We start from the raw sequence: 19,298 nt of genomic DNA, 5'->3' as shown, positions 1-19,298 counted from the left end.
CTGGAGTTGCTCTAAACGCGCAACCACGATCAAGTGACGGGCCGCGAAGGACGCCATAGAATGGCTGTCCATGAGGAGCGACCGAGCCATGCATCCCGTTGCCAAGGCCATCTGGTACATCGAAAGCCATTTCGGCAAGGCCATCGCGCTTTCCGAAATCGCCGCGATGGCCGGCATGTCGCGCCATCACCTGTCGCGGCGCTTCAGCGCGATGACCGGCCAGAACCTCAATCGGTATCTGCGCGCCCGCCGTCTTTCCGAAGCGGCCCGGCAGCTGGCCGGCGGTGCGCAAAACATCCTGACCGTCGCGCTCGATGCCGGCTACGGCTCCCATGAGGCATTCACCCGCGCCTTCCGCGAGGAATTCGGCATCACGCCGGAAACCGTGCGGGCACGGCGCGATCTTTCCGGCCTCACGCTTCAGGAGCCCATTCGCATGACCACCATCGAAAAGCCCGACCTGCCCGCCCCGCGCATCGAAACGCTCGATGCCTTCGTCATTGCCGGCCTCGGCGCCGATTTCGAGCCCGGCAAGGCGGCCGGCATTCCGGCACTCTGGCAGAGGTTCAACGACTATTTCGGCCATATCCCCGGCCAGACCGACAAGACCGCCTTCGGCGTCTGCACGATGCTGCCGGGCAAGCCCGGCTTCCGCTATGTCGCCGGCGCCCGCGTCGCCAAGGGGCACGACGACCTGCCGGCGGAATTCGAAACCATCGCCGTGCCGGCGCAGACATGGGCGGTCTTCCACCACCACGGCCATGTCAACGGCATTCCGGCGACGGTGGATGCCGCCTTCCGCACCTGGTTGCCGACTTCGGGCCGCAAGATCGGGTCCTTCCCGGACGTGCTGGAATTCTACGGCGAGGATTTCGACCCGGAAACCGGGCTCGGACGTGTGGAAATCTGGCTTCCGCTCACGGATCCGATGACGAAATCGTGAAATGAGTCGGAACGGCCACCGGCCTGCTTGCCACCGGTTGAAATCTGCATAAATACGGAAGTCCATTCTCAAACCGTATTCATGGAGAGGAAGACCGGATGGATAGCATTCTTGCGCTCATGCAAGACCCGGCCGCCTGGGTTGCGCTCGTCACGCTGATCGTGATGGAAGTCGTTCTCGGCATCGACAACCTTATCTTCATCTCGATCCTGACGAACAAGCTGCCGCCGGAACACCGGGTGCAGGCCCGCCGCATCGGCATCGGGCTGGCGCTGGTCATGCGCCTCGGGCTCCTCGGGACCATCGCCTGGATCGTCCAGCTTACCACCCCGGTCTTCGAGGCCTTCGGCCACGGCTTCTCGTGGAAGGACATGATCCTGATCGCCGGCGGCCTCTTCCTCGTCTGGAAGGCGACGAAGGAAATCCACCACAATGTCGACCCCGTCGACCACAAGGAAGACATGGTCGGCGGCGCGGTCGCATCGTCGTTTTCGGCAGCAATCGGCCAGATCCTGCTGCTCGACCTCGTCTTCTCCGTCGACAGCATCATCACGGCCGTCGGCATGACGCCGCACCTGCCGATCATGGTGGTCGCCGTCGTCGTCGCCGTCGCCGTCATGCTGCTGGCTGCCAACCCGCTCGCCAACTTCATCGAGAGGAACCCGACGATCGTCATGCTGGCGCTCGCCTTCCTGATGATGATCGGCACGACGCTGATTGCCGAAGGCATGGGCTTCCACGTGCCCAAGGGCTACGTCTACGCAGCCATGGCCTTCTCGGCCCTCGTCGAGGTGTTGAACATGATCTCCCGGCGAGCACGGGAGAAGAAGAAGGGTGCGGCGCACCACTGACAAAAAGAACCGGCGGGACCTTCATCCCGCCGGTTTCAATTTGGGGAACTGCTGAAGACGAACCGGACGGGTGGGGAGCTCGCCTGCCGTTTCGTTGGCCACGGGAAGAAACCGGAAAAACCCCCGTGTTCTCCATCCCCGTCGCGTCCGGTTGACACGGCCCGCCTTCCCTTGGCAAACCTTTCGGCGGACAGATTGTTCCGCGAAAGTTCATGGCCGGTGCCCGTTGCTTGCAATGGAACCGGAAAGGCCCCGACGGAATTCATGCCAAGCATCTTCCTGCCGCACGGGCCATACGCATGACACTTGAGCAGACCTTCGCCTTCGTCGTCATCGGCCTGATGATGGCGGCGTTCATCTGGGGACGGTTTCGCTACGACCTCGTCGCCTGCGGTTCGCTGCTCCTGGCGCTTGCGCTCGGCATCGTGCCCTTCGACAAGGCTTTTTCCGGTTTCAGCGACGACATCGTGATCATTGTCGGCAGCGCGCTGATGGTGAGTGCCGCCGTCGCGCGCTCGGGCATCGTCAACCTGGCGGTCAAGCGGTTCTTTCCGAACCTCACCTCGAAGCAGAGCCAGCTTGCGCTGCTGCTCGTCTCCGTCGCCGTGCTCTCGGCCTTCATCAAGAATATCGGCGCGCTCGCCATCATGATGCCGCTCGCCTTCCAGTTCGCCAAGAAATCCGGCACCCCGCCCTCGAAATTCCTGATGCCGATGGCCTTCGCGGCCTTGCTCGGCGGCCTGATGACCCAGATCGGCACCTCGCCGAACATCGTCGTCTCGCGGCTGCGCGAAGAGATCACGGGCGAGAGCTTCACCATGTTCGACTTCACGCCCGTCGGCGCGGCCCTGACGGTGTGCGGCATCCTCTTCATGCTGTTCTTCAACCGCATCGTGCCCGAGCGTGCCAACAGCAATGCCAGCATCGAGGAATCGCTGGAGGCCTCAGCCTACTCCTCGGACGCGACGGTGGAGGAAGGTTCGCCGTCGGTCGGAAAATCACTCAACGAAATCCTGAGGAACGGCGATGGCGAGGTGATTGCGACAGCCATCATCCGCGGCCATGTCCACATCACGCCCCTGCCCGATGTGCGGCTATTGGTGAACGACACGATCCTGATGGAAGGCACGGCAAGCGCGCTCGACAAGGTCGTCTCCGCCACCGGCCTCACCCTCTCCGGCAAGCCGATCCGCGCCGGACGTGGCGAGGCCGGCGAAATCAGCGCCATCGAGGCCGTCGTCGGCAACGATTCCCGCCTCATCGACATTTCGGCGCGCAGCATCGCGCTGTTCCACTCTCACGGCATCAACCTGCTCGCCGTCAGCCGGCAGGGCCAGCGCCTTCGCGAAAAGCTTTCCGAAGTCCGCCTTCGCCCGGGCGACATGATCGTGATCCAGGGCAACAACCGCACGCTGCCGGCGTTGCTGCCGGAACTCGGCCTGCTGCCGCTGGCCCAGCGCGAAATCCTGCTCGGCGCGCCCAGGCGGGCGATCATTCCCGTGCTGATCCTGATCGCCGCCATGGCCTCCACCGCGCTCGGCTTCGTGCCGGTCGCAACCGGCTTCTTCGCCGCCGCCGTGGCCATGGTGCTGTTCAAGGCCGTGCCGCTGCGCGAGGCCTATACCGCACTCGACGGGCCGATCCTCGTCATGCTCGCCGCCCTCATTCCCGTTTCCGACAGCCTGCGTACGACCGGCGCCAGCGAATTGATCGCCGGCTGGCTCGGTGACGTCGCCGTGCACCTGCCGCCCTTCGGCGCGCTTGGCCTCATCCTGCTGACCGCGATGGCCGTGACGCCCTTCCTCAACAACGCCGCGACCGTGCTCGTCATGGCGCCGATCGCCGCGAGTTTCGCAAGCGCGCTCGGCTACAGGCCCGAGGCCTTCCTGATGGCGGTGGCGATCGGCGCCGGCTGCGACTTCCTCACCCCCGTCGGCCACCAGTGCAACACGCTGGTCATGGGGCCGGGCGGCTACAAATTCGCCGATTATCCGCGCGTCGGCCTGCCGCTCTCCCTGCTGATCGTTCTCGTCAGCGTGCCGGCACTGCTTTACGTCTGGCCGGTGCAGTAGCGCCGACCGACTTTTTCTTGACGTGCCGGGCTGAATATGGTCTCAACCAGCCCAACGGAGAGCCTTTTCCCCGCGAAAACCGGGCTCTTCCTCGCAAAGTGACGCCTTCGACGCCGGGTCCTCCGGCCGGGGGCGCAAAACCATGTCAAGACGGGCCAAACCATGAGCACTTCCGGAACCGCGTCCGGCGTTCGCGTACGCATCGCACCCTCCCCGACCGGCGAACCGCATGTCGGCACCGCCTATATCGCGCTGTTCAACTATCTCTTCGCGAAAAAGCACAACGGCACCTTCATCCTGCGCATCGAGGATACGGACGCCACGCGCTCGACGCCGGAATTCGAGCAGAAGGTGCTGGACGCGCTGAAATGGTGTGGCCTGGAATGGTCGGAAGGCCCAGACATCGGCGGTCCCTACGGTCCCTATCGCCAGTCCGACCGCAAGGACATGTACCGTCCCTATGTCGACAAGATCGTCGCCAACGGCCACGGCTTCAAGTGCTTCTGTACGCCCGAGCGGCTGACCGAAATGCGGGAAGCCCAGCGCGCCGCCGGCAAGCCGCCGAAATATGACGGTCTCTGCCTGCACATTTCCGCGGAAGAAGTAACCCGCCGCGTCGACGCCGGCGAGCCGCATGTCGTGCGCATGAAGATCCCGACCGAGGGCTCGTGCAAGTTCGTCGACGGCGTCTACGGCCCGGTCGAAATCCCGTGGGATGCCGTCGACATGCAGGTGCTGCTCAAGGCCGACGGCATGCCGACCTATCACATGGCGAACGTGGTCGATGACCACCTGATGAAGATCACCCATGTGGCGCGCGGCGAGGAATGGCTCGCCTCCGTGCCGAAGCACATCCTCATCTACCACTATCTCGGCCTCGAGCCGCCGGTCTTCATGCACCTGTCGCTGATGCGCAATCACGACAAGTCGAAGCTGTCCAAGCGCAAGAACCCGACGTCGATCTCCTACTATTCGGCGCTCGGCTACCTGCCGGAAGCGCTGATGAACTTTCTGGGCCTGTTCTTCATCCAGATCGCCGAGGGTGAAGAGCTGCTCACCATGGATCAGCTTGCCGAAAAGTTCGATCCGGACAACCTCTCCAAGGCCGGCGCGATCTTCGACATCCAGAAGCTCGACTGGCTGAACGGCCGCTGGCTGCGCGAGCAGCTGACGGAAGAGGAATTCACAGGCCGCGTGCTGGCCTGGGCGATGGAAAACGACCGCATCCGCCAGGGCCTGAAACTCTCGCAGTCGCGCATCTCCAAGCTCGGCGAACTGCCTGACCTCACCGGCTTCCTGCTGAAGTCGGATCTCGGCCTGACGCCGGAGGCCTTTGCCAAGGTGAAGTCCACGCCGGAAGAAATTCTCGACGTCTTGAACCAGGTCCAGCCGGACCTCGAAAAGATGCCGGAATGGACCGTCGAGAGCATCGAAGCGGAACTGCGCGCCAGCGCCGACCGGCTCGGCAAGAAGCTCAAGGTCGTCGTGGCCCCGCTCTTCGTCGCCGTCTCCGGCTCGTCGCGCTCGCTGCCGCTGTTCGACAGCATGGCCATCCTCGGCCGCTCGGTGGTGCGCCAGCGCCTGAAAGTAGCGGCACAGGTGGTGGCCTCGATGGTGGGCGGCGGAAAGTAAGGAACAAGAAAAATGACCGACACGAAGACAGAAACCGGCCTTTCCTCCGATCCGACGGAAGTCCGCCGCCAGAAGCTCAACCAGCTGCGCAAGACGATTGGCGACGTCTATCCGGCGCATTTCCACCGCACGATGACCAATGCGGAGCTCGCTGAGAAATACGAGACGCTGGAACTCGACACCGAGAGCGGCGACGTCGTGACCGTTGCCGGCCGCGTCTATTCCTCGCGCAACTCCGGCATGTTCATGGACATCCATGACGCCTCGGGAAAAATCCAGATCTTTTCGCACAAGGACACGACGCCGGAAGAGGCGCGCGCACTGCTGCCGATGATCGACCTCGGCGACATCATCGGCGTCACCGGTGTCGTGCGCCGCACGAAGCGTGGCGAGCTGACGATCAACGCGCAGGAGATCGTCATGCTGACGAAGACCCTGCTGCCGATGCCGGAAAAGTGGCATGGCGTGGCGGATATCGAAATCCGCTACCGCAAGCGCCACCTCGACATCATGACCAACGAGGAATCGAAGCTGCGTTTCCAGCAGCGCTCGAAGATCGTCTCGGGCATCCGCCGCTTCATGGAAAACGACGGTTTCATGGAAGTCGAGACGCCGATGCTGCACTCCGTCTATGGCGGCGCGACGGCCGAGCCCTTCAAGACGCACCACAACACGCTGAAGCTCGATATGTTCCTGCGCATCGCGCCGGAGCTCTATCTGAAGCGCACGCTGGTCTCCGGCCTCACCGACAAGGTGTTCGAGATCAACCGCAACTTCCGCAATGAGGGCGTGTCGACGCGGCACAACCCCGAATTCACCATGATGGAGTGCTACTGGGCCTATGCCGACTACGAGGACATCATGGACCTCGTGGAGCGCCTGTTCGCCGAGCTCGCGGTCAAGATCCACGGCTCGACGGAATTTGCCTATGGCGACAAGGAAATCTCCTTCAAGGGTCCGTTCAAGCGTGTGCCGATGCCTGATGCCGTCAAGGACGTAACCGGCATCGACTTCCTCGCCCTCAAGACGGACGAGGAAGCCCGCGCTGCCGCCAAGGCCGCCGGCTTCGAAGTCGAGAAGGACTGGACCTGGGGCGAATGCCTTGCCTTCCTCTTCGAGGAAAAGGTCGAGCCGACACTGATCCAGCCGAGCCACGTCACCCACTTCCCGAAGGACATCTCGCCCTTCGCCAAGGAAGTGCCGGGAGAACCGCGCCTCGTCGAGCGTTTCGAGACCTATTGCAACACCTGGGAACTCGGCAATGCGTTTTCCGAATTGAACGATCCGGAAGAGCAACGCGCCCGCATGGTCGAGCAACTCGAACAGGCCCATGCCCGCGGCGAGAAGTCCAAGCAGCTCGACGACGAGTTTTTGGACGCCATCGACCAGGGCATGCCGCCCGCCGGTGGCCTCGGCATCGGTGTCGACCGCCTGATCATGTTGCTCACCAACGCCCCGTCGATCCGCGACGTCATCCTCTTCCCGGCCCGCCGGGCAAAGGCTGACTGACAGCCTTTACAGCCGGCACGACCCCTCATCCGCCTGCCGGCTCCTTCTCCCCGCAAGCGGGGCGAAGGGGACAAGGCGCTATGGTTTCCTGACATCGGGTGGCCGGTTCGGCATATCCCTTCTCCCCGCCTGCGGGGAGAAGGTCGCGGCAGCGGGATGAGGGGCAAGTCTCCCCCACCAGCGCTTAGTGTTCGCTCTTGGCGACCTCTTGCGTGCCTTCTTCGGCAGCGGCGGCATGGTCGCCACCGCCCTCGCCTTCGGCCGGCGCTTCATGGCCACCTTCAGCTTTCGCTTCGCCGTGTCCACCGCCCTCCTCCGCCACGGCATTCGGATCGACACAATCCGCCCGCTCTTCCATGCCCGTGACGATGGTCTTGATCTCGTCGAGCGACAATTCCTTACGCTCGCCGTAAAACTCGCCGTTTTCGGCCGGCGTGCCATCGGTATAGCGCGCGACGAAGGGCGCGTTCATGCCGGGGATGGCGGAAGGATCGCGGGCGAAGAGCACTTCGGCGCCGATGGCGCGGCCGCGCATGTCGGCGCGGTTTATCGGGCCTGCCGCATCGAGCAGGATGACCTGGTAGAGATCGGCCGCCTCATGGTTGGAGACGGCACCGGCGACGCGCAGCGCCGTCTTGATGCGCACTTCACCGTCCTTGGCATCCGAACGCACATATTTGCGCAGCCAGTGCTGGCCGTTGCGGTCGAGGCGAACGGTGGTGACCGTGGTGCAGGCGACGCCCGACACCTGTTCCGAGGGCGGCCCGAGCAACGCCTCGCGCCCGACGAAAATCGCCGCGGCACCGGACGCGCCGGTCAGCACGACGACACCGGCGACGATGATGAGAAGCTTCCGGGACAAGCGGAACGAGGTCGGAAGGAACTTCACGGGCGACAGACTTCTCTTTGAACGCAGGAACATGGAACGCGCCGAGACCACGCGAACTTTGCGCACATTACACGGCGGGCGTTTCGGAAGTTTTAAACGCCGGCGTCCGATTTCGGGACATTTTTGCGAATGATTTGCAATTGCGTTTGACAGGCGCCGAAAGCGCCCTATAGTTTAATGCAACTCATTCGCAAAAGCAGCTCAGGAGAGCCGATGCTCCGCCGTTCGTTCAATGCCCTTCTTGTCAGCCTGACGCTGGTTTCCGCCGCCCCCGCAATCGCACAGGAAAAGCCGAAGGTCGTCACGACCTTCACCATCATCGCCGACATCGCCTCGAACGTCGCGGGCGATGCGGCAGTCGTGGAATCGATCACCAAGCCGGGTGCCGAAATCCACAACTACCAGCCGACGCCGCGCGACATCCTGAAGGCCCAGGGCGGCAATCTGGTGCTGTGGAACGGCCTCAACCTGGAACTCTGGTTCCAGAAGTTTCTCGCCAATCTCGGCGACGTGCCGAACGTCACGGTCAGCGAGGGCATCGAGCCGATGAGCATCGTGGACGGTCCCTACCAGGGCAAGCCGAACCCGCATGCCTGGATGTCGCCCAACAATGCGCTGATCTATGTCGAGAATATCCGCAAGGCGCTCGTCGCGCTCGATCCCGCCAATGCCGCCACCTATGACGCCAACGCCAAGGCCTATAGCGCGAAGATCACCGCGCTCGGCGAGGAGATGAAGGCAAAGATCGGCGCATTGCCGGCGGAAAAACGCTGGCTCGTGACCAGCGAAGGCGCCTTCAGCTACCTCACCCGCGATTTCGGCCTCAAGGAACTCTTCCTCTGGCCGATCAATGCCGACCAGCAGGGCACGCCCAAGCAGGTGAAGGCGGTGATCGACGCCGTTCGCGAGCACAATATCCACGTCGTCTTCTCCGAAAGCACCGTCTCTGCCGACCCGGCCAAGCAGGTCGCTGCCGAAACGGGCGCTACCTATGGCGGTATCCTCTATGTCGACTCGCTGAGCGAGGCGGACGGCCCGGTGCCGACCTATCTCGACCTGTTGCGCGTGACCTCCGAGACCATCGTGAAGGGCCTGTCGCAATGATGATGGGCGGCAAGCCGAAAAAGGTGGACGGCATCGTCGCGGAAGACGTGACCGTCACCTATCGCAACGGCATGACGGCGCTGCGGCATGCCAGCTTCTCCGTGCCGAAGGGCACGATCACGGCGCTCGTCGGCGTCAACGGGGCCGGTAAATCCACCCTGTTCAAGGCGATCATGGGCTTCGTGCCGGTCGCCGCCGGCAAGGTGACGATCCTCGGCCTTTCCGTGAAGGAGGCGCTGAAGCAGAACCTCGTCGCCTATGTGCCGCAGGCCGAAGAGGTCGACTGGACGTTTCCCGTGCTCGTCGAGGACGTGGTGATGATGGGCCGCTACGGCCACATGAACTGGCTGCGTATTCCGAGCAAGCGCGACCACGAATTGGTCGACGAGGCGCTGTCGCGCGTCAACATGGCGGCCTTCCGCAAGCGCCAGATCGGCGAGCTTTCCGGCGGGCAGCGCAAGCGCGTCTTTCTTGCCCGGGCGCTGGCGCAGGAAGGCCAGGTGATCCTGCTCGACGAACCCTTCACCGGCGTCGACGTCAACACGGAAGAGCAGATCGTCGAACTGCTTGGCAAGCTGCGCGACGAAGGCCGCGTCATGCTGGTCTCGACGCACAATCTCGGCAGCGTGCCGGATTTCTGCGACCGCACCGTCTTCGTGAAAGGCACGGTCATCGCCTCCGGGCCGACGGCGGAAACCTTTACCGAGGCCAATCTGGAGCGCGCCTTCGGCGGCGTGCTGCGTCACTTCATTCTCGGCGGCCACGACCTGCACGACGACGAGGACAAGCGCTCGATCACGGTCATCACCGACGACGAACGCCCCTTCGTCATCTATGGCGAGCCCGAGAAGGAGAAGACGCCGTGATCGACACGCTCCTCGAGCCCTTCGGTTACGGCTACATGGTCAACGCCATGTGGGTCAGCGCGCTGGTCGGCTGCATCTGCGGCTTCCTCTCCGCCTATCTCATGCTGAAGGGCTGGTCGCTGATCGGCGATGCGCTCTCGCACTCGATCGTGCCGGGCGTCGCCGGCGCCTATATGCTCGGCCTGCCCTTTGCGGCCGGCGCCTTCCTCTCCGGCGGGCTTGCCGCCGCCGCCATGCTCTTCCTCAACCGCCAGACCAAACTGAAGGAAGACGCGATCATCGGCATGATCTTCTCCTCCTTCTTCGGCCTTGGCCTGTTCATGGTGTCGCTGTCGCCGACGCCGGTGAACATCCAGACCATCGTGCTCGGCAACATCCTTGCCGTCAGCCCCGAGGATACGATCCAGCTCGCCATCATCGGCGCGGTCACGCTCATCATCCTGCTGTTCAAGTGGAAGGACCTGATGGTCACCTTCTTCGACGAGAGCCATGCCCGCTCGATCGGCCTCAACCCGACGGGCCTGAAAATCCTGTTCTTCACGCTGCTCAGCGCCTCGACGGTCGCCGCCATGCAGACGGTCGGCGCCTTCCTGGTCATCGCCATGGTGGTGACGCCGGGGGCCACCGCCTATCTTTTGACCGACCGCTTCCAGCGGCTGATCATCATCGCCGCATCGCTTGGCGCCGGCACGAGCTTCGTCGGCGCCTATATTTCCTACTTCCTCGACGGTGCGACCGGCGGCATCATCGTCGTGCTGCAAACGGCGATCTTCCTGCTGGCCTTCGTCTTCGCCCCGAAACACGGCCTGCTTGCCGCACGCCGCAAGGGCCAACTGGCGCTCGAACCCGTGGAAGGCGCCAAGCCATGAACGAGACGCTCGAACTCGCCATCATGCCCTTTCAACTCGCCTTCATGCAGAACGCCTTCCTGGTGACGCTGATGATCGCCGTGCCGATGGCGCTGCTGTCCTGTTATCTGGTGCTGAAGGGCTGGTCGCTGATGGGCGATGCGGTCTCCCATGCCGTGCTGCCGGGCGTCGTCATCGCCTATGTCGTCGGCCTGCCCTTTGCGGTCGGCGCCTTCGTCGCCGGCCTGTTCTGCGCGCTTGCCGCCGGCTACCTCAAGGACAACAGCCGGGTGAAGGAAGACACCATCCTCGGCATCGTCTTCTCCGGTATGTTCGCGATCGGGCTGGTGCTCTACGTCAAGATCCAGCCGGACATCCATCTCGACCACATCCTGTTCGGCGACATGCTCGGCATCGCCGTCTCGGATCTCGTCGAAACGGCTGTCATCGCGCTTGCCTCGACCGGCTTCATCCTGCTTTTCCGCAAGGACCTGCTGGTGCATGCCTTCGACAGGCAGCACGCATCCGCCATCGGCCTGCCGGTCAAGCTGCTGCATTACGGCCTGCTTGCGGTGCTGTCGCTGGTGGTGGTCGGCGCGCTGAAGGCGGTCGGCATCATCATCGCGATCGCCATGCTGGTGGCGCCGGGTGCCATTGCCGCCCTCGTCACCCGGCGCTTCCCGAGCATGCTGATGGTCGCCGTCGCGGTTGCCGTCGGAGCGACGTTCTTCGGCATCTGGCTGAGCTTCCTGATCGACAGTGCGCCGGCCCCGACCATCGTGCTTTTGATGACCATCCTCTTCATCCTGGCCTTCTTCCGCAACGTGCTGCAAAGCCGCAGGCCGGCACAGGAGGCGTGACCCGGCACGGCTGCGGCCGTGTCGACAGAGGTGCGGTTTCCGTCTATCGTCCGCCGCGACCGGTCGGCCGCGTGCTTCGCGGCAGGCCCAATGAAGACGAGAACAAGCAGCGGGACGGCATGGCGCATATCGGTATCGTCGGCGGTGGCCTCATGGGCTGTGCCACAGCGCTCAATCTGTTGGAGCAGGGCCACAGCGTCACCATCCTCGAGCGGGACGCCGGTGGCCTGCCCGCATCCGTCGGCAATGCGGGCATTCTGGCCGTACCGGAAATCGATCCGCTCGCCCGGCCGGACATGCTGCTCTCCGTGCCGAAATGGCTGCTTGATCCACTCGGACCGCTGACCGTTCGCTGGCAGGACCTGCCGGCGCTCACACCCTGGCTTTTTAAGTTCCTGCTCTCCGCGCGCTCGGCAAACGTCACCGCAAGCCGCGCAGCCATGCTCTACCTCATGAAGACGGCCGAGGCCGATCATGTGCGCCTCGGAAATTTCGCCGGCATATCCGGCCATATGCGCGATACCGGCGCCATGACCGTTTTCGACACTGTTGCGGCCCGCGACAAGGCTTTCGCGCACGAGACAGAGAATGCCAGGCTGATCGGCTGCAATGTCGAAAAACTGGACGCCGAGGAAACCCGCCGCCGTGTGCCGGCGCTGCAGGGCGCCTTTGCCGGCGCCACCTTCAGCGACGGCTACAAGACCTTCGAATATCCGCTGACCTTCCTGCGCCGGCTGCAGGCGGTGCTGCGCGAGCGCGCGACGCTGCTCGATGCCACCGTCTCGTCGGTGGCGCGCGCCGAGAACGGCATCGTCGTTAGGACGGAAGGCGGCGGCGAATTCACCTTCGATCGGCTGGCGATCACCTCGGGCGTGTGGTCGCGCCGTTTCGTCGCCGATCTCGGCCTGACGGTGCTGCTCGAAACCGAGCGCGGCTACAACACGACCTTCATGAACCCCTCGACCACGCTGGAAATGCCGGTGTTCTTCTCCGAGCACGGCTTTGTCGCGACCCCCTTCGAGAATGCGCTGCGCGTTGGTGGCGCCGTGGAACTCGCCTCGCCGGACGCGCCCGCCAACTACAAGCGTGCCGCCGTGATGCGCAAGAAGATGCGGCGCTACGTGCCTGACCTTCCGGAAGAGGGCGGCACGGAGTGGATGGGGCGACGCCCCTCGACGCCGGATACCCTGCCCGTCATCAGCCTGCATCCCGGCGATCCGCGCATCGCCTTCGCCTTCGGCCATGGCCATCTTGGCCTCACGCTTTCGGCAACGACCGGGCGCCATGTCGCGCGGTTGCTGGCCGGCGAAGGAGAGACAGCGCTCGCCCCCTTCTCCATCGCCCGCTTCCAGTAAACGCGCGATCTCCAGGACAACAAAAAGAAAGAAACGACCATGCACAAGGTTATTTTCGATACGGATCCCGGCGTCGACGACGCGATGGCGCTGCTGTTCCTGCACAATCACCCCGAGATCGACCTGATCGGCATCACCACCGTCTTCGGCAATGCCTCGATCGAGACGACGACGCGCAACGCGCTGTTTTTGAAGCGCGAATGGGGCATCGGGGCGCCGGTGGCGAAGGGTGACGGCAAGACCTACAATCCGATGCGCAACCCGATCGACTGGCCGGTGATGATCCACGGCCATGACGGGCTCGGCAATATCGACGTCCCTGACACGATCGACCTGCCGCTCGATCCGCGCCCGGCGCACCGCTTCATCATCGAGACGGTCCGCGCCAATCCCGGCGAGGTGACGCTGATCGCCGTCGGCCGCATGTCGAACCTCGCCTATGCGCTGAAGGAAGACCCGGAGATCGCCGGTCTCGTCAAGCAGGTCATCATCATGGGTGGCGCCTTCGACGTGCCCGGCAACATCACGCCCGCCGCCGAAGCCAATATCCACGGCGACCCGGAGGCGGCCGACGTCGTGATGGGGGCGGCGTGGAAGGTGGTCGTCGTCGGTCTCGACGTGACGATGAAGACCGTGATGCTGCGCAAGCGGCTGGCCGACCTCACGGCGCAGAACGGCAAGCACCTGAAATTGCTCTCCGACATCTCGCAGTTCTACATCGATTTCTACGGCCAGCATGTGAAGGACGAGGGCATGGTGGTGCACGACAGCTGCGCCTGCGTCTATCTCGTCGCCCCCGAACTCTTCGAGACGCGCAGTGGCGCGATCCGCGTCGTCGCCGGCGGCATTGCCGATGGCCAGACGATCCAGAAGCCGGACGGCCGCGGCTTCCCGCCCGGCAACTGGGACGACCTGCCGAGCCAGCATGCCTGCATCGGCATCGATGCGGAAAAGGTGATGGCGCTGCTCGACGAGACGCTGGTCCGCTAAGCTCAGGACGGCCGGTGCCCGTCACCGGCCGCATCCCACCAGCGCAGCACGCGCAAGGCCCGAAGCGTGATCCAGCGCGAGGGCTGTCCCGGCACCTCCATCTCGAACCAGACCGGCCCCTTCAAGGTCCAGTCGAGCGGCCAGGTGCCATCGTCCGACTGCCGGGAGCGTAGATGGTCGATCGCCTCGCGCAGGCGAGGATCGGGTACAGCGCCTGTCGCCAGCGACGCCGCGCGGAAATAGTCGAGACCGCGCAGAACATCGTAGCGCCAGCGGTTCGGGTTGAGGAATTTCAGATAGCGTTCGTCCACCGGCGCGCCGGTGCCGAGACGGCGGAAAAGACCGCGTTCCAGCAGATAGGCTTCACCCGCTGCCCGCGCCGCGTGCGTTTTCGCCGTGGCGCCCTTGGCTTTTTCGTATTCGAGCAGTCCTTCCAGCACATTGATCGTCGTGTGGAAGGACGAGCGGTGCGAGCCGTTGCAGCGCTCGCAGTTCCAGCCGCCATCCGACTGCCGTTCGCCCAGCAACCGCTCGACGATCGGCGAAACCTCGACACCGAAATAGACGCCCACCATCACCGTGCGGGCATTGATGCATTCTTCGACTTCGCCATCCCAGAAAGGCTGGCCGTCATGGTCCCAGCGCGAATTCTTCGCAATGAGATCAACCGTACGCCGCGCCCGTGCCGATGAAGGATCGAGGCCGAAGTCGTAAAGCTGCTGCAGGGAAATGCAGGTGGCGGTCCAAGCCTGGCCGAGGTCGCGCCAGTTCTCCTGCGTGTAGCCGGCCGGCATGAAGGCGCCACCGGCCCATTGGCCATCCTGATCCTGATGGGAGAGGAGCCGCGCGCCCCAGCCTTCGGTTTCCACCCTGGCGCGCTCGGCCTGCCATTCCGCTTCCGGCGCATCGAGGAGGTCGCGCATCACCTGCCAGCGGATCGCGGGATCCGAAGCGAGCAGCCAGTCGATGACGGAACCGGTGGGAGCCATGCGGCAGAGCCTACCAGCCCCGCCTGTCGATTTCTATTCCGGCGTTGCCGGCAATTGCCAGTCGATCGGCTTGCGGCCGTTTTTTTCCAGGAAGGCATTCGCCCTAGAAAACGGTTTCGTGCCGAAAAACCCGTTATGTGCGGAAAGTGGCGAGGGATGAACCGAGCGCAGCACAAGATGGCGCTTGCTGTCAACGAAGGCGGCCTTCTTCTGCGCGTACGAGCCCCAGAGGATGAAGACGACGGGTTTTTCCTGCTCGTTGACGGCGCGGATCACCGCATCGGTAAAGCGTTCCCAGCCCTTGCCCTGATGCGAGGCGGCGCGGCCCATTTCCACCGTCAGGACGCTGTTGAGCAGCAGCACGCCCTGCTTGGCCCAATGTTCTAGGAAGCCATGATTCGCCCGCGCAATGCCGAGGTCTTCCTGCAATTCCTTGTAGATATTGACGAGCGACGGCGGAATGCGCACGCCGGGTTGCACGGAAAAGCACAGTCCGTGCGCCTGTCCTTCGCCGTGGTAGGGATCCTGACCGAGAATGACGACCCGCACCTCATCGAGCGGCGTCAGGTCCAGCGCACGAAAATATTCAGGCCCCTTGGGGAAGATGCGCCGCCCGTCCTGCTTCTGCTCCAGCAGAAAGGTCTTCAGGTCGGCCATGTAGGGACTGGAGAATTCCGCCGCGAGCGGCGCCTTCCAGCTTTCGCCGATCTTCACATCCGTCATCATCCGCTCCCGTCACGCTTTCGAGGAGGCGGAGTTTAGCGCCGGATAGACGGAACGACCGGCCAAAGGGCCGGTCATCCACAGCTATCTCAACGCACCCCGAGCACGGTCATCAGGCTTTTCATGCGCTCTGCGGCCAGATCCGGCTTGTCGAGCACATTTGCCTGGTCGGCGAGGCGGAAGACATCGGCATAATGCAGCACGCCGCGCGCGGACTGCATGCCGGCCGGCATGGTGAAGTGGTCCTGATGGCCGTTCAGCCAAGCAAGGAAGACGACGCCCGCCTTGTAATACTGCGTCGGCGCTTCGAAGATCTTGCGCGACAGCGGCACGGTCGGCTCGATGACCGAGCGGAACGTCGCAACGTCGCCGGTGGCCAGCGAAGCCAGCGCCTTAGAGGCCTGGGGCGCCACCGCATCGAAGATGCCGAGCAGCGCATGGCTGTATTTGCGCCCATCGCCCTCGATCAGTTCGGCATAGTTGAAATCGTCACCGGTAAAACACAGCACGCCTTCCGGCAGGCGATCGCGCAGCGCCACTTCCTTGGCGTTTTCGAGAAGCGAAATCTTGATGCCTTCGACCTTGTTGCGATTTTCGTCGATGATCGACAGCACCGCATCGAGCGCCGGCTCGAAACTGTCCGAGCCCCAATAACCCTTCAGCTGCGGATCGAACATGTCGCCGAGCCAGTGCAGCACGACCTTGTCCTTCGCCTGGCCGAGGATGCGGCCATAGACCTTGCGGTAATCGTCCGGCGATTTGGCGAGACGGGCAAGCGCGCGGCTGGCCATCATGATCGCGCGGCCGCCATGCTTTTCGACAAAGCCGACCTGTTCCTCATAGGCCGCGATCACATCGTCCAGCGAGCGGGCATCGGCCGGGTTCAGGTGATCCGTGCCGGCGCCGCAGGCGAGGTCAGCATCCGGCACCGTTCTAGCGTCCGCCAGCGACCGGCGGATCAACTCCTGCGCGCCGGCCCAATCGAGCCCCATGCCGCGCTGTGCCGTATCCATCGCCTCGGCGATGCGGAAGCCGAGCGACCAGAGATGATGGCGGAAGGCCATGGTGGCGTCCCAATCGACGGCCGGCGCCTCCCAGGGGCGCGTATCGCGACGCGGGTCCGATACCACATGGGCCGCGGCATAGGCGATACGGCTGAAGACGGGCACGCCGGCGGGACGCGCCGTGGGCGTTCCCACGAGAGCGTAGGCTTCGACGCCACCATCGGCACGCGGCAGGGAAAGGTTGATCGGCATGAAATCCTCCCAAGGGTTTCTCAGGGCAATAATTTAGATCGTTCCAAATTTCAAGTGCGATTTTTTGAAGTACTCTGATTGGTGGCAGGCCGTCCCTGATGCAATGACAGGGCAGGAAACTGCCACCACCCCTCCTCCGCCCTGCCCATCTCGGCGCACCAACCTCAAATCAGGCTATGCCTGGGTTTGGATTGGCCAAAAGAAGCTCACCAGGACAGGCGGAGAGAAAGCGGCCTGGCCAGAAGACCGGGCCGACATATGCCTTCAATCTTCATCAAACGCACTTGACAAATTTGGAACGATCCAATTAACTACATCCAACAAGCGAGCACATTGCAGCTCGCACAGGGAGGACTGATCGTGAACAAAGGCCGGGTGACCGTCATCGATATTGCGCGCGCTGCCGGCGTGTCGAAGTCGACGGTGTCGCTCGTCCTGCAGGCGAGCCCGCTGGTGAACGAGGTGACCCGCGCCAAGGTGAACGCCACCATTCGCGAACTCGGCTATGTCTATAATCGCGGTGCTGCGAACCTGCGTCAATCCGCCTCCTCGCGCATCATCGGCATCATCGTCAACGACCTCACCAACTCCTTCTTCGCGGAACTTGCCGTCGGCATGGACATGGTCATGCAGTCTGCCGGCTATGTCCAGTTCCTGTCGAACTCCGCCGAAAGCGTCGACCGCCAGCGCGAGGTCATCGCCTCCATGCGCGAGCACGGCATTGCCGGCCTTATCTTCTCGCCTGCCCGCGGCACGGAAGCCGCCGACCTGAAGCCGCTGGTGGCAAGCGGCATTCCGGTCGTCGCCGTGGTGCGCAACGTGGTCGGCGCCAAGGTCTCGACGCTGTTTTCCGACAATTATGCCGGCGCGAAGGATGCCGTGCGCCACCTCATCGCGCTCGGCCATCGCCGCATCGCCTTCCTCGGCGGCATCTCGAACACCACGGTGTTTACCGAGCGTGTCCAGGGCTGGCGCGAGGCGCTGGCGGAGGGTGGGCTTGAGGCTCAGAATTCCCTCGTCATCGCCACGACGGCATCGCGCGCCGGCGGTGTCGCGGCCATAGAGCGCGCCTTGCTGCTGCCCGAACCGCCGACCGCGGCCCTCTGCTTCAACGACGCGGCCGCCTTCGGCGTCTGTGATGGCCTGCGGGCCGCCGGCAAGGAACCCGGCCGCGATTTCGGCGTGGTCGGCTTCGACGACGTGATCGAGGCCGAAACCGCAGTACCCGCGCTGACGACGGTTTCCGTCGATCCGCAGGGCATGGGCCGGCGTGCGGCGCACCTGCTTTTGAAACAGATCAATGCAGGCCGGGTAGAGCCCGAGGCGATCGTCAGTTCCGTGCGCCTCGTCGTGCGCCAGAGCTGCGGCGCCGGATTGAACGACAAGACGAGGAGGATTTCGGCATGACACGATGGGGTTTGATCGGGGCGAGCACAATCGCCAAGGAATGGGTGATCGGCGCGATCCGCGCGACGGGCGGCGAAATCGTCTCCGTGATGAGCACGAATGCCGAGCGCGGCAGGGCCTATGCGGATGCACAGGGCATTGCGAAATCGGTCACCACGCTCGCCGACCTGGTGAACGACCCCGACATCGACGCCGTCTATATTTCGACGACCAACGAGTTGCACCGCGACCAGGCGCTGGCGGCAGCCAAGGCGGGAAAGCATATTCTCTGCGAAAAGCCGCTTGCAATGTCGCTTGAGGACGCCCGCGGCATGGTCAAGGCGGCAAAGGATGCCGGCGTCGTCATGGCGACCAACCACCACCTGCGCAATGCGGCGACGCACGGCGCCATGCGCGCGGCGATCAAGGCCGGCCGCATCGGCAAGCCACTGTCGGCCCGTGTTTTCCATGCCGTCTACCTGCCGCCGCACCTGCAGGGCTGGCGCCTCGACAAGCCGGAAGCCGGCGGCGGCGTGATCCTCGACATCACCGTGCACGACGCCGACACGCTGCGCTTCGTGCTGGACGCCAATCCGGTGGAAGCGATCGCCTTTTCGCAGGCCGGTGGCATGGGCAAGGCCGGGCTGGAAGATGCTGTGATGGGCGTGCTGCGCTTCGAGAACGGCGTGATCGCGCAGTTCCACGATGGTTTCACCACCAAATACGCCGAAACCGGCCTGGAAGTGCACGGCACGGACGGTTCGCTGATCGGCCGCAACGTCATGAGCCAGCGCGCCGCCGGCACCGTGACGCTGCGCGATGCGAATGGCGAGCAGGAGCTGCCGCTCGATCACCGCAACCTCTACGAAACGGCACTTGCCGCCTTTCATGCGGCCATTGCCGGCAAGGGACAGCCCTCCGCCACGGGCGAGGACGGCGTCTGGTCGCTGGCCACCGGGCTGGCGGTCGTCGAGGCGGCCCGCACGGGCCGCACGGTCAGCATCGAACCTGGACTCTAAAAGACC

17 protein-coding genes are annotated in these 19,298 nt (G+C 63.9%); 13 read left to right on the top strand and 4 right to left on the bottom strand.

Annotated features, from left to right (window positions below):
• The first annotated feature begins 88 nt into the window (after nt 1-88).
• The 5 genes from BSY16_RS18705 (at nt 89) to lysS (ending at nt 7,007) form a co-directional block, all read left to right on the top strand.
• The gene (locus BSY16_RS18705) at nt 89-943 is read left to right on the top strand and encodes an AraC family transcriptional regulator (protein WP_069061067.1); all 855 of its coding nucleotides are present in this window, start codon (nt 89-91) and stop codon (nt 941-943) included.
• A 98-nt stretch (nt 944-1,041) separates the two neighbouring features.
• The gene (locus BSY16_RS18700; protein ID WP_069061066.1) at nt 1,042-1,794 is read left to right on the top strand and encodes a TerC family protein; all 753 of its coding nucleotides are present in this window, start codon (nt 1,042-1,044) and stop codon (nt 1,792-1,794) included.
• Between the two features lie 299 nt (nt 1,795-2,093).
• Nucleotides 2,094-3,866: an SLC13 family permease gene (locus BSY16_RS18695; RefSeq protein ID WP_069061624.1), complete on the top strand. Its 1,773-nt coding sequence runs from the start codon at nt 2,094-2,096 to the stop codon at nt 3,864-3,866.
• 162 nt (nt 3,867-4,028) lie between these two features.
• On the top strand, nt 4,029-5,498 hold the full coding sequence (gene gltX / locus BSY16_RS18690) for a glutamate--tRNA ligase (RefSeq protein WP_069061065.1): 1,470 nt from the start codon (nt 4,029-4,031) through the stop codon (nt 5,496-5,498).
• 12 nt (nt 5,499-5,510) lie between these two features.
• Entirely contained in the window at nt 5,511-7,007 is a 1,497-nt protein-coding gene (lysS, locus tag BSY16_RS18685; RefSeq protein ID WP_069061064.1) for a lysine--tRNA ligase, read from the top strand.
• Between the two features lie 184 nt (nt 7,008-7,191).
• On the opposite strand, the gene BSY16_RS18680 is transcribed toward lysS, so the two are convergent.
• The gene (locus tag BSY16_RS18680) at nt 7,192-7,896 is read right to left on the bottom strand and encodes a hypothetical protein (RefSeq protein ID WP_069061623.1); all 705 of its coding nucleotides are present in this window, start codon (nt 7,894-7,896) and stop codon (nt 7,192-7,194) included.
• Nucleotides 7,897-8,109: 213 nt separating this feature from the next.
• On the opposite strand from BSY16_RS18680, the gene BSY16_RS18675 reads away from it, so the two are divergent.
• From BSY16_RS18675 to BSY16_RS18650, 6 genes are read left to right on the top strand one after another with little or no spacing between them, the layout of a single operon-like run.
• A complete protein-coding gene (locus BSY16_RS18675; RefSeq protein WP_069061063.1) occupies nt 8,110-9,000 on the top strand; it encodes a metal ABC transporter substrate-binding protein in 891 nt (296 codons plus the stop codon).
• Nucleotides 8,997-9,866, top strand: a complete 870-nt coding sequence (locus BSY16_RS18670; RefSeq protein ID WP_069061062.1) for a manganese/iron ABC transporter ATP-binding protein — start codon at nt 8,997-8,999, stop codon at nt 9,864-9,866. Before BSY16_RS18675 ends, BSY16_RS18670 begins: the two co-directional genes overlap by 4 nt.
• Complete coding sequence (locus tag BSY16_RS18665; RefSeq protein ID WP_069061061.1) at nt 9,863-10,735, top strand: metal ABC transporter permease; 873 nt, start codon at nt 9,863-9,865, stop codon at nt 10,733-10,735. The genes BSY16_RS18670 and BSY16_RS18665 overlap by 4 nt, the downstream gene beginning before the upstream one ends.
• Nucleotides 10,732-11,574 (top strand): metal ABC transporter permease, encoded by an 843-nt coding sequence (locus tag BSY16_RS18660; RefSeq protein ID WP_069061060.1) that lies wholly within the window; start codon nt 10,732-10,734, stop codon nt 11,572-11,574. The genes BSY16_RS18665 and BSY16_RS18660 overlap by 4 nt, the downstream gene beginning before the upstream one ends.
• Nucleotides 11,571-12,929 (top strand): NAD(P)/FAD-dependent oxidoreductase, encoded by a 1,359-nt coding sequence (locus tag BSY16_RS18655; protein WP_286157154.1) that lies wholly within the window; start codon nt 11,571-11,573, stop codon nt 12,927-12,929. The genes BSY16_RS18660 and BSY16_RS18655 overlap by 4 nt, the downstream gene beginning before the upstream one ends.
• A gap of 39 nt (nt 12,930-12,968) precedes the next feature.
• Nucleotides 12,969-13,919 carry a nucleoside hydrolase gene (locus BSY16_RS18650; protein WP_069061059.1) on the top strand — a complete coding sequence of 317 codons (951 nt, stop codon included), beginning with the start codon at nt 12,969-12,971 and terminating at the stop codon, nt 13,917-13,919.
• Between the two features lie 2 nt (nt 13,920-13,921).
• Here the strand turns inward: BSY16_RS18650 and BSY16_RS18645 are convergent, their stop codons facing one another.
• From BSY16_RS18645 to BSY16_RS18635, 3 genes are all read right to left on the bottom strand, one after another.
• A complete protein-coding gene (locus BSY16_RS18645; RefSeq protein ID WP_069061058.1) occupies nt 13,922-14,908 on the bottom strand; it encodes a squalene cyclase in 987 nt (328 codons plus the stop codon).
• Nucleotides 14,909-14,941: 33 nt separating this feature from the next.
• Nucleotides 14,942-15,631: a uracil-DNA glycosylase gene (ung, locus tag BSY16_RS18640; protein WP_502695986.1), complete on the bottom strand. Its 690-nt coding sequence runs from the start codon at nt 15,629-15,631 to the stop codon at nt 14,942-14,944.
• 89 nt (nt 15,632-15,720) lie between these two features.
• Nucleotides 15,721-16,887: a dihydrodipicolinate synthase family protein gene (locus BSY16_RS18635; RefSeq protein ID WP_069061056.1), complete on the bottom strand. Its 1,167-nt coding sequence runs from the start codon at nt 16,885-16,887 to the stop codon at nt 15,721-15,723.
• A gap of 360 nt (nt 16,888-17,247) precedes the next feature.
• On the opposite strand from BSY16_RS18635, the gene BSY16_RS18630 reads away from it, so the two are divergent.
• Both BSY16_RS18630 and BSY16_RS18625 read left to right on the top strand, forming a co-directional pair.
• The gene (locus BSY16_RS18630) at nt 17,248-18,294 is read left to right on the top strand and encodes a LacI family DNA-binding transcriptional regulator (protein WP_069061055.1); all 1,047 of its coding nucleotides are present in this window, start codon (nt 17,248-17,250) and stop codon (nt 18,292-18,294) included.
• Complete coding sequence (locus BSY16_RS18625; RefSeq protein ID WP_069061054.1) at nt 18,291-19,292, top strand: Gfo/Idh/MocA family protein; 1,002 nt, start codon at nt 18,291-18,293, stop codon at nt 19,290-19,292. The genes BSY16_RS18630 and BSY16_RS18625 overlap by 4 nt, the downstream gene beginning before the upstream one ends.
• Nucleotides 19,293-19,298 lie beyond the last annotated feature (6 nt).

The organism is Sinorhizobium sp. RAC02 (assembly GCF_001713395.1).
Classification (GTDB): Bacteria; Pseudomonadota; Alphaproteobacteria; order Rhizobiales; family Rhizobiaceae; genus Shinella.
The sequence above is the reverse complement of the archived record's forward strand: the minus strand, read 5'-3'. Positions and strand labels throughout refer to the sequence as shown.

What these genes read in the sequence shown, in the direction of transcription:
- BSY16_RS18675 (WP_069061063.1), top strand. Translation starts at nt 8,110, where the DNA reads ATGCTCCGCCGTTCGTTCAATGCCCTTCTTGTCAGCCTGACGCTGGTT.
- BSY16_RS18705 (WP_069061067.1), top strand. Translation starts at nt 89, where the DNA reads ATGCATCCCGTTGCCAAGGCCATCTGGTACATCGAAAGCCATTTCGGC.
- BSY16_RS18645 (WP_069061058.1), bottom strand. Translation starts at nt 14,908, where the DNA reads ATGGCTCCCACCGGTTCCGTCATCGACTGGCTGCTCGCTTCGGATCCC.
- BSY16_RS18625 (WP_069061054.1), top strand. Translation starts at nt 18,291, where the DNA reads ATGACACGATGGGGTTTGATCGGGGCGAGCACAATCGCCAAGGAATGG.
- BSY16_RS18660 (WP_069061060.1), top strand. Translation starts at nt 10,732, where the DNA reads ATGAACGAGACGCTCGAACTCGCCATCATGCCCTTTCAACTCGCCTTC.
- BSY16_RS18635 (WP_069061056.1), bottom strand. Translation starts at nt 16,887, where the DNA reads ATGCCGATCAACCTTTCCCTGCCGCGTGCCGATGGTGGCGTCGAAGCC.
- gltX (WP_069061065.1), top strand. Translation starts at nt 4,029, where the DNA reads ATGAGCACTTCCGGAACCGCGTCCGGCGTTCGCGTACGCATCGCACCC.
- BSY16_RS18670 (WP_069061062.1), top strand. Translation starts at nt 8,997, where the DNA reads ATGATGATGGGCGGCAAGCCGAAAAAGGTGGACGGCATCGTCGCGGAA.
- ung (WP_502695986.1), bottom strand. Translation starts at nt 15,631, where the DNA reads ATGACGGATGTGAAGATCGGCGAAAGCTGGAAGGCGCCGCTCGCGGCG.
- BSY16_RS18695 (WP_069061624.1), top strand. Translation starts at nt 2,094, where the DNA reads ATGACACTTGAGCAGACCTTCGCCTTCGTCGTCATCGGCCTGATGATG.
- BSY16_RS18650 (WP_069061059.1), top strand. Translation starts at nt 12,969, where the DNA reads ATGCACAAGGTTATTTTCGATACGGATCCCGGCGTCGACGACGCGATG.
- lysS (WP_069061064.1), top strand. Translation starts at nt 5,511, where the DNA reads ATGACCGACACGAAGACAGAAACCGGCCTTTCCTCCGATCCGACGGAA.
- BSY16_RS18700 (WP_069061066.1), top strand. Translation starts at nt 1,042, where the DNA reads ATGGATAGCATTCTTGCGCTCATGCAAGACCCGGCCGCCTGGGTTGCG.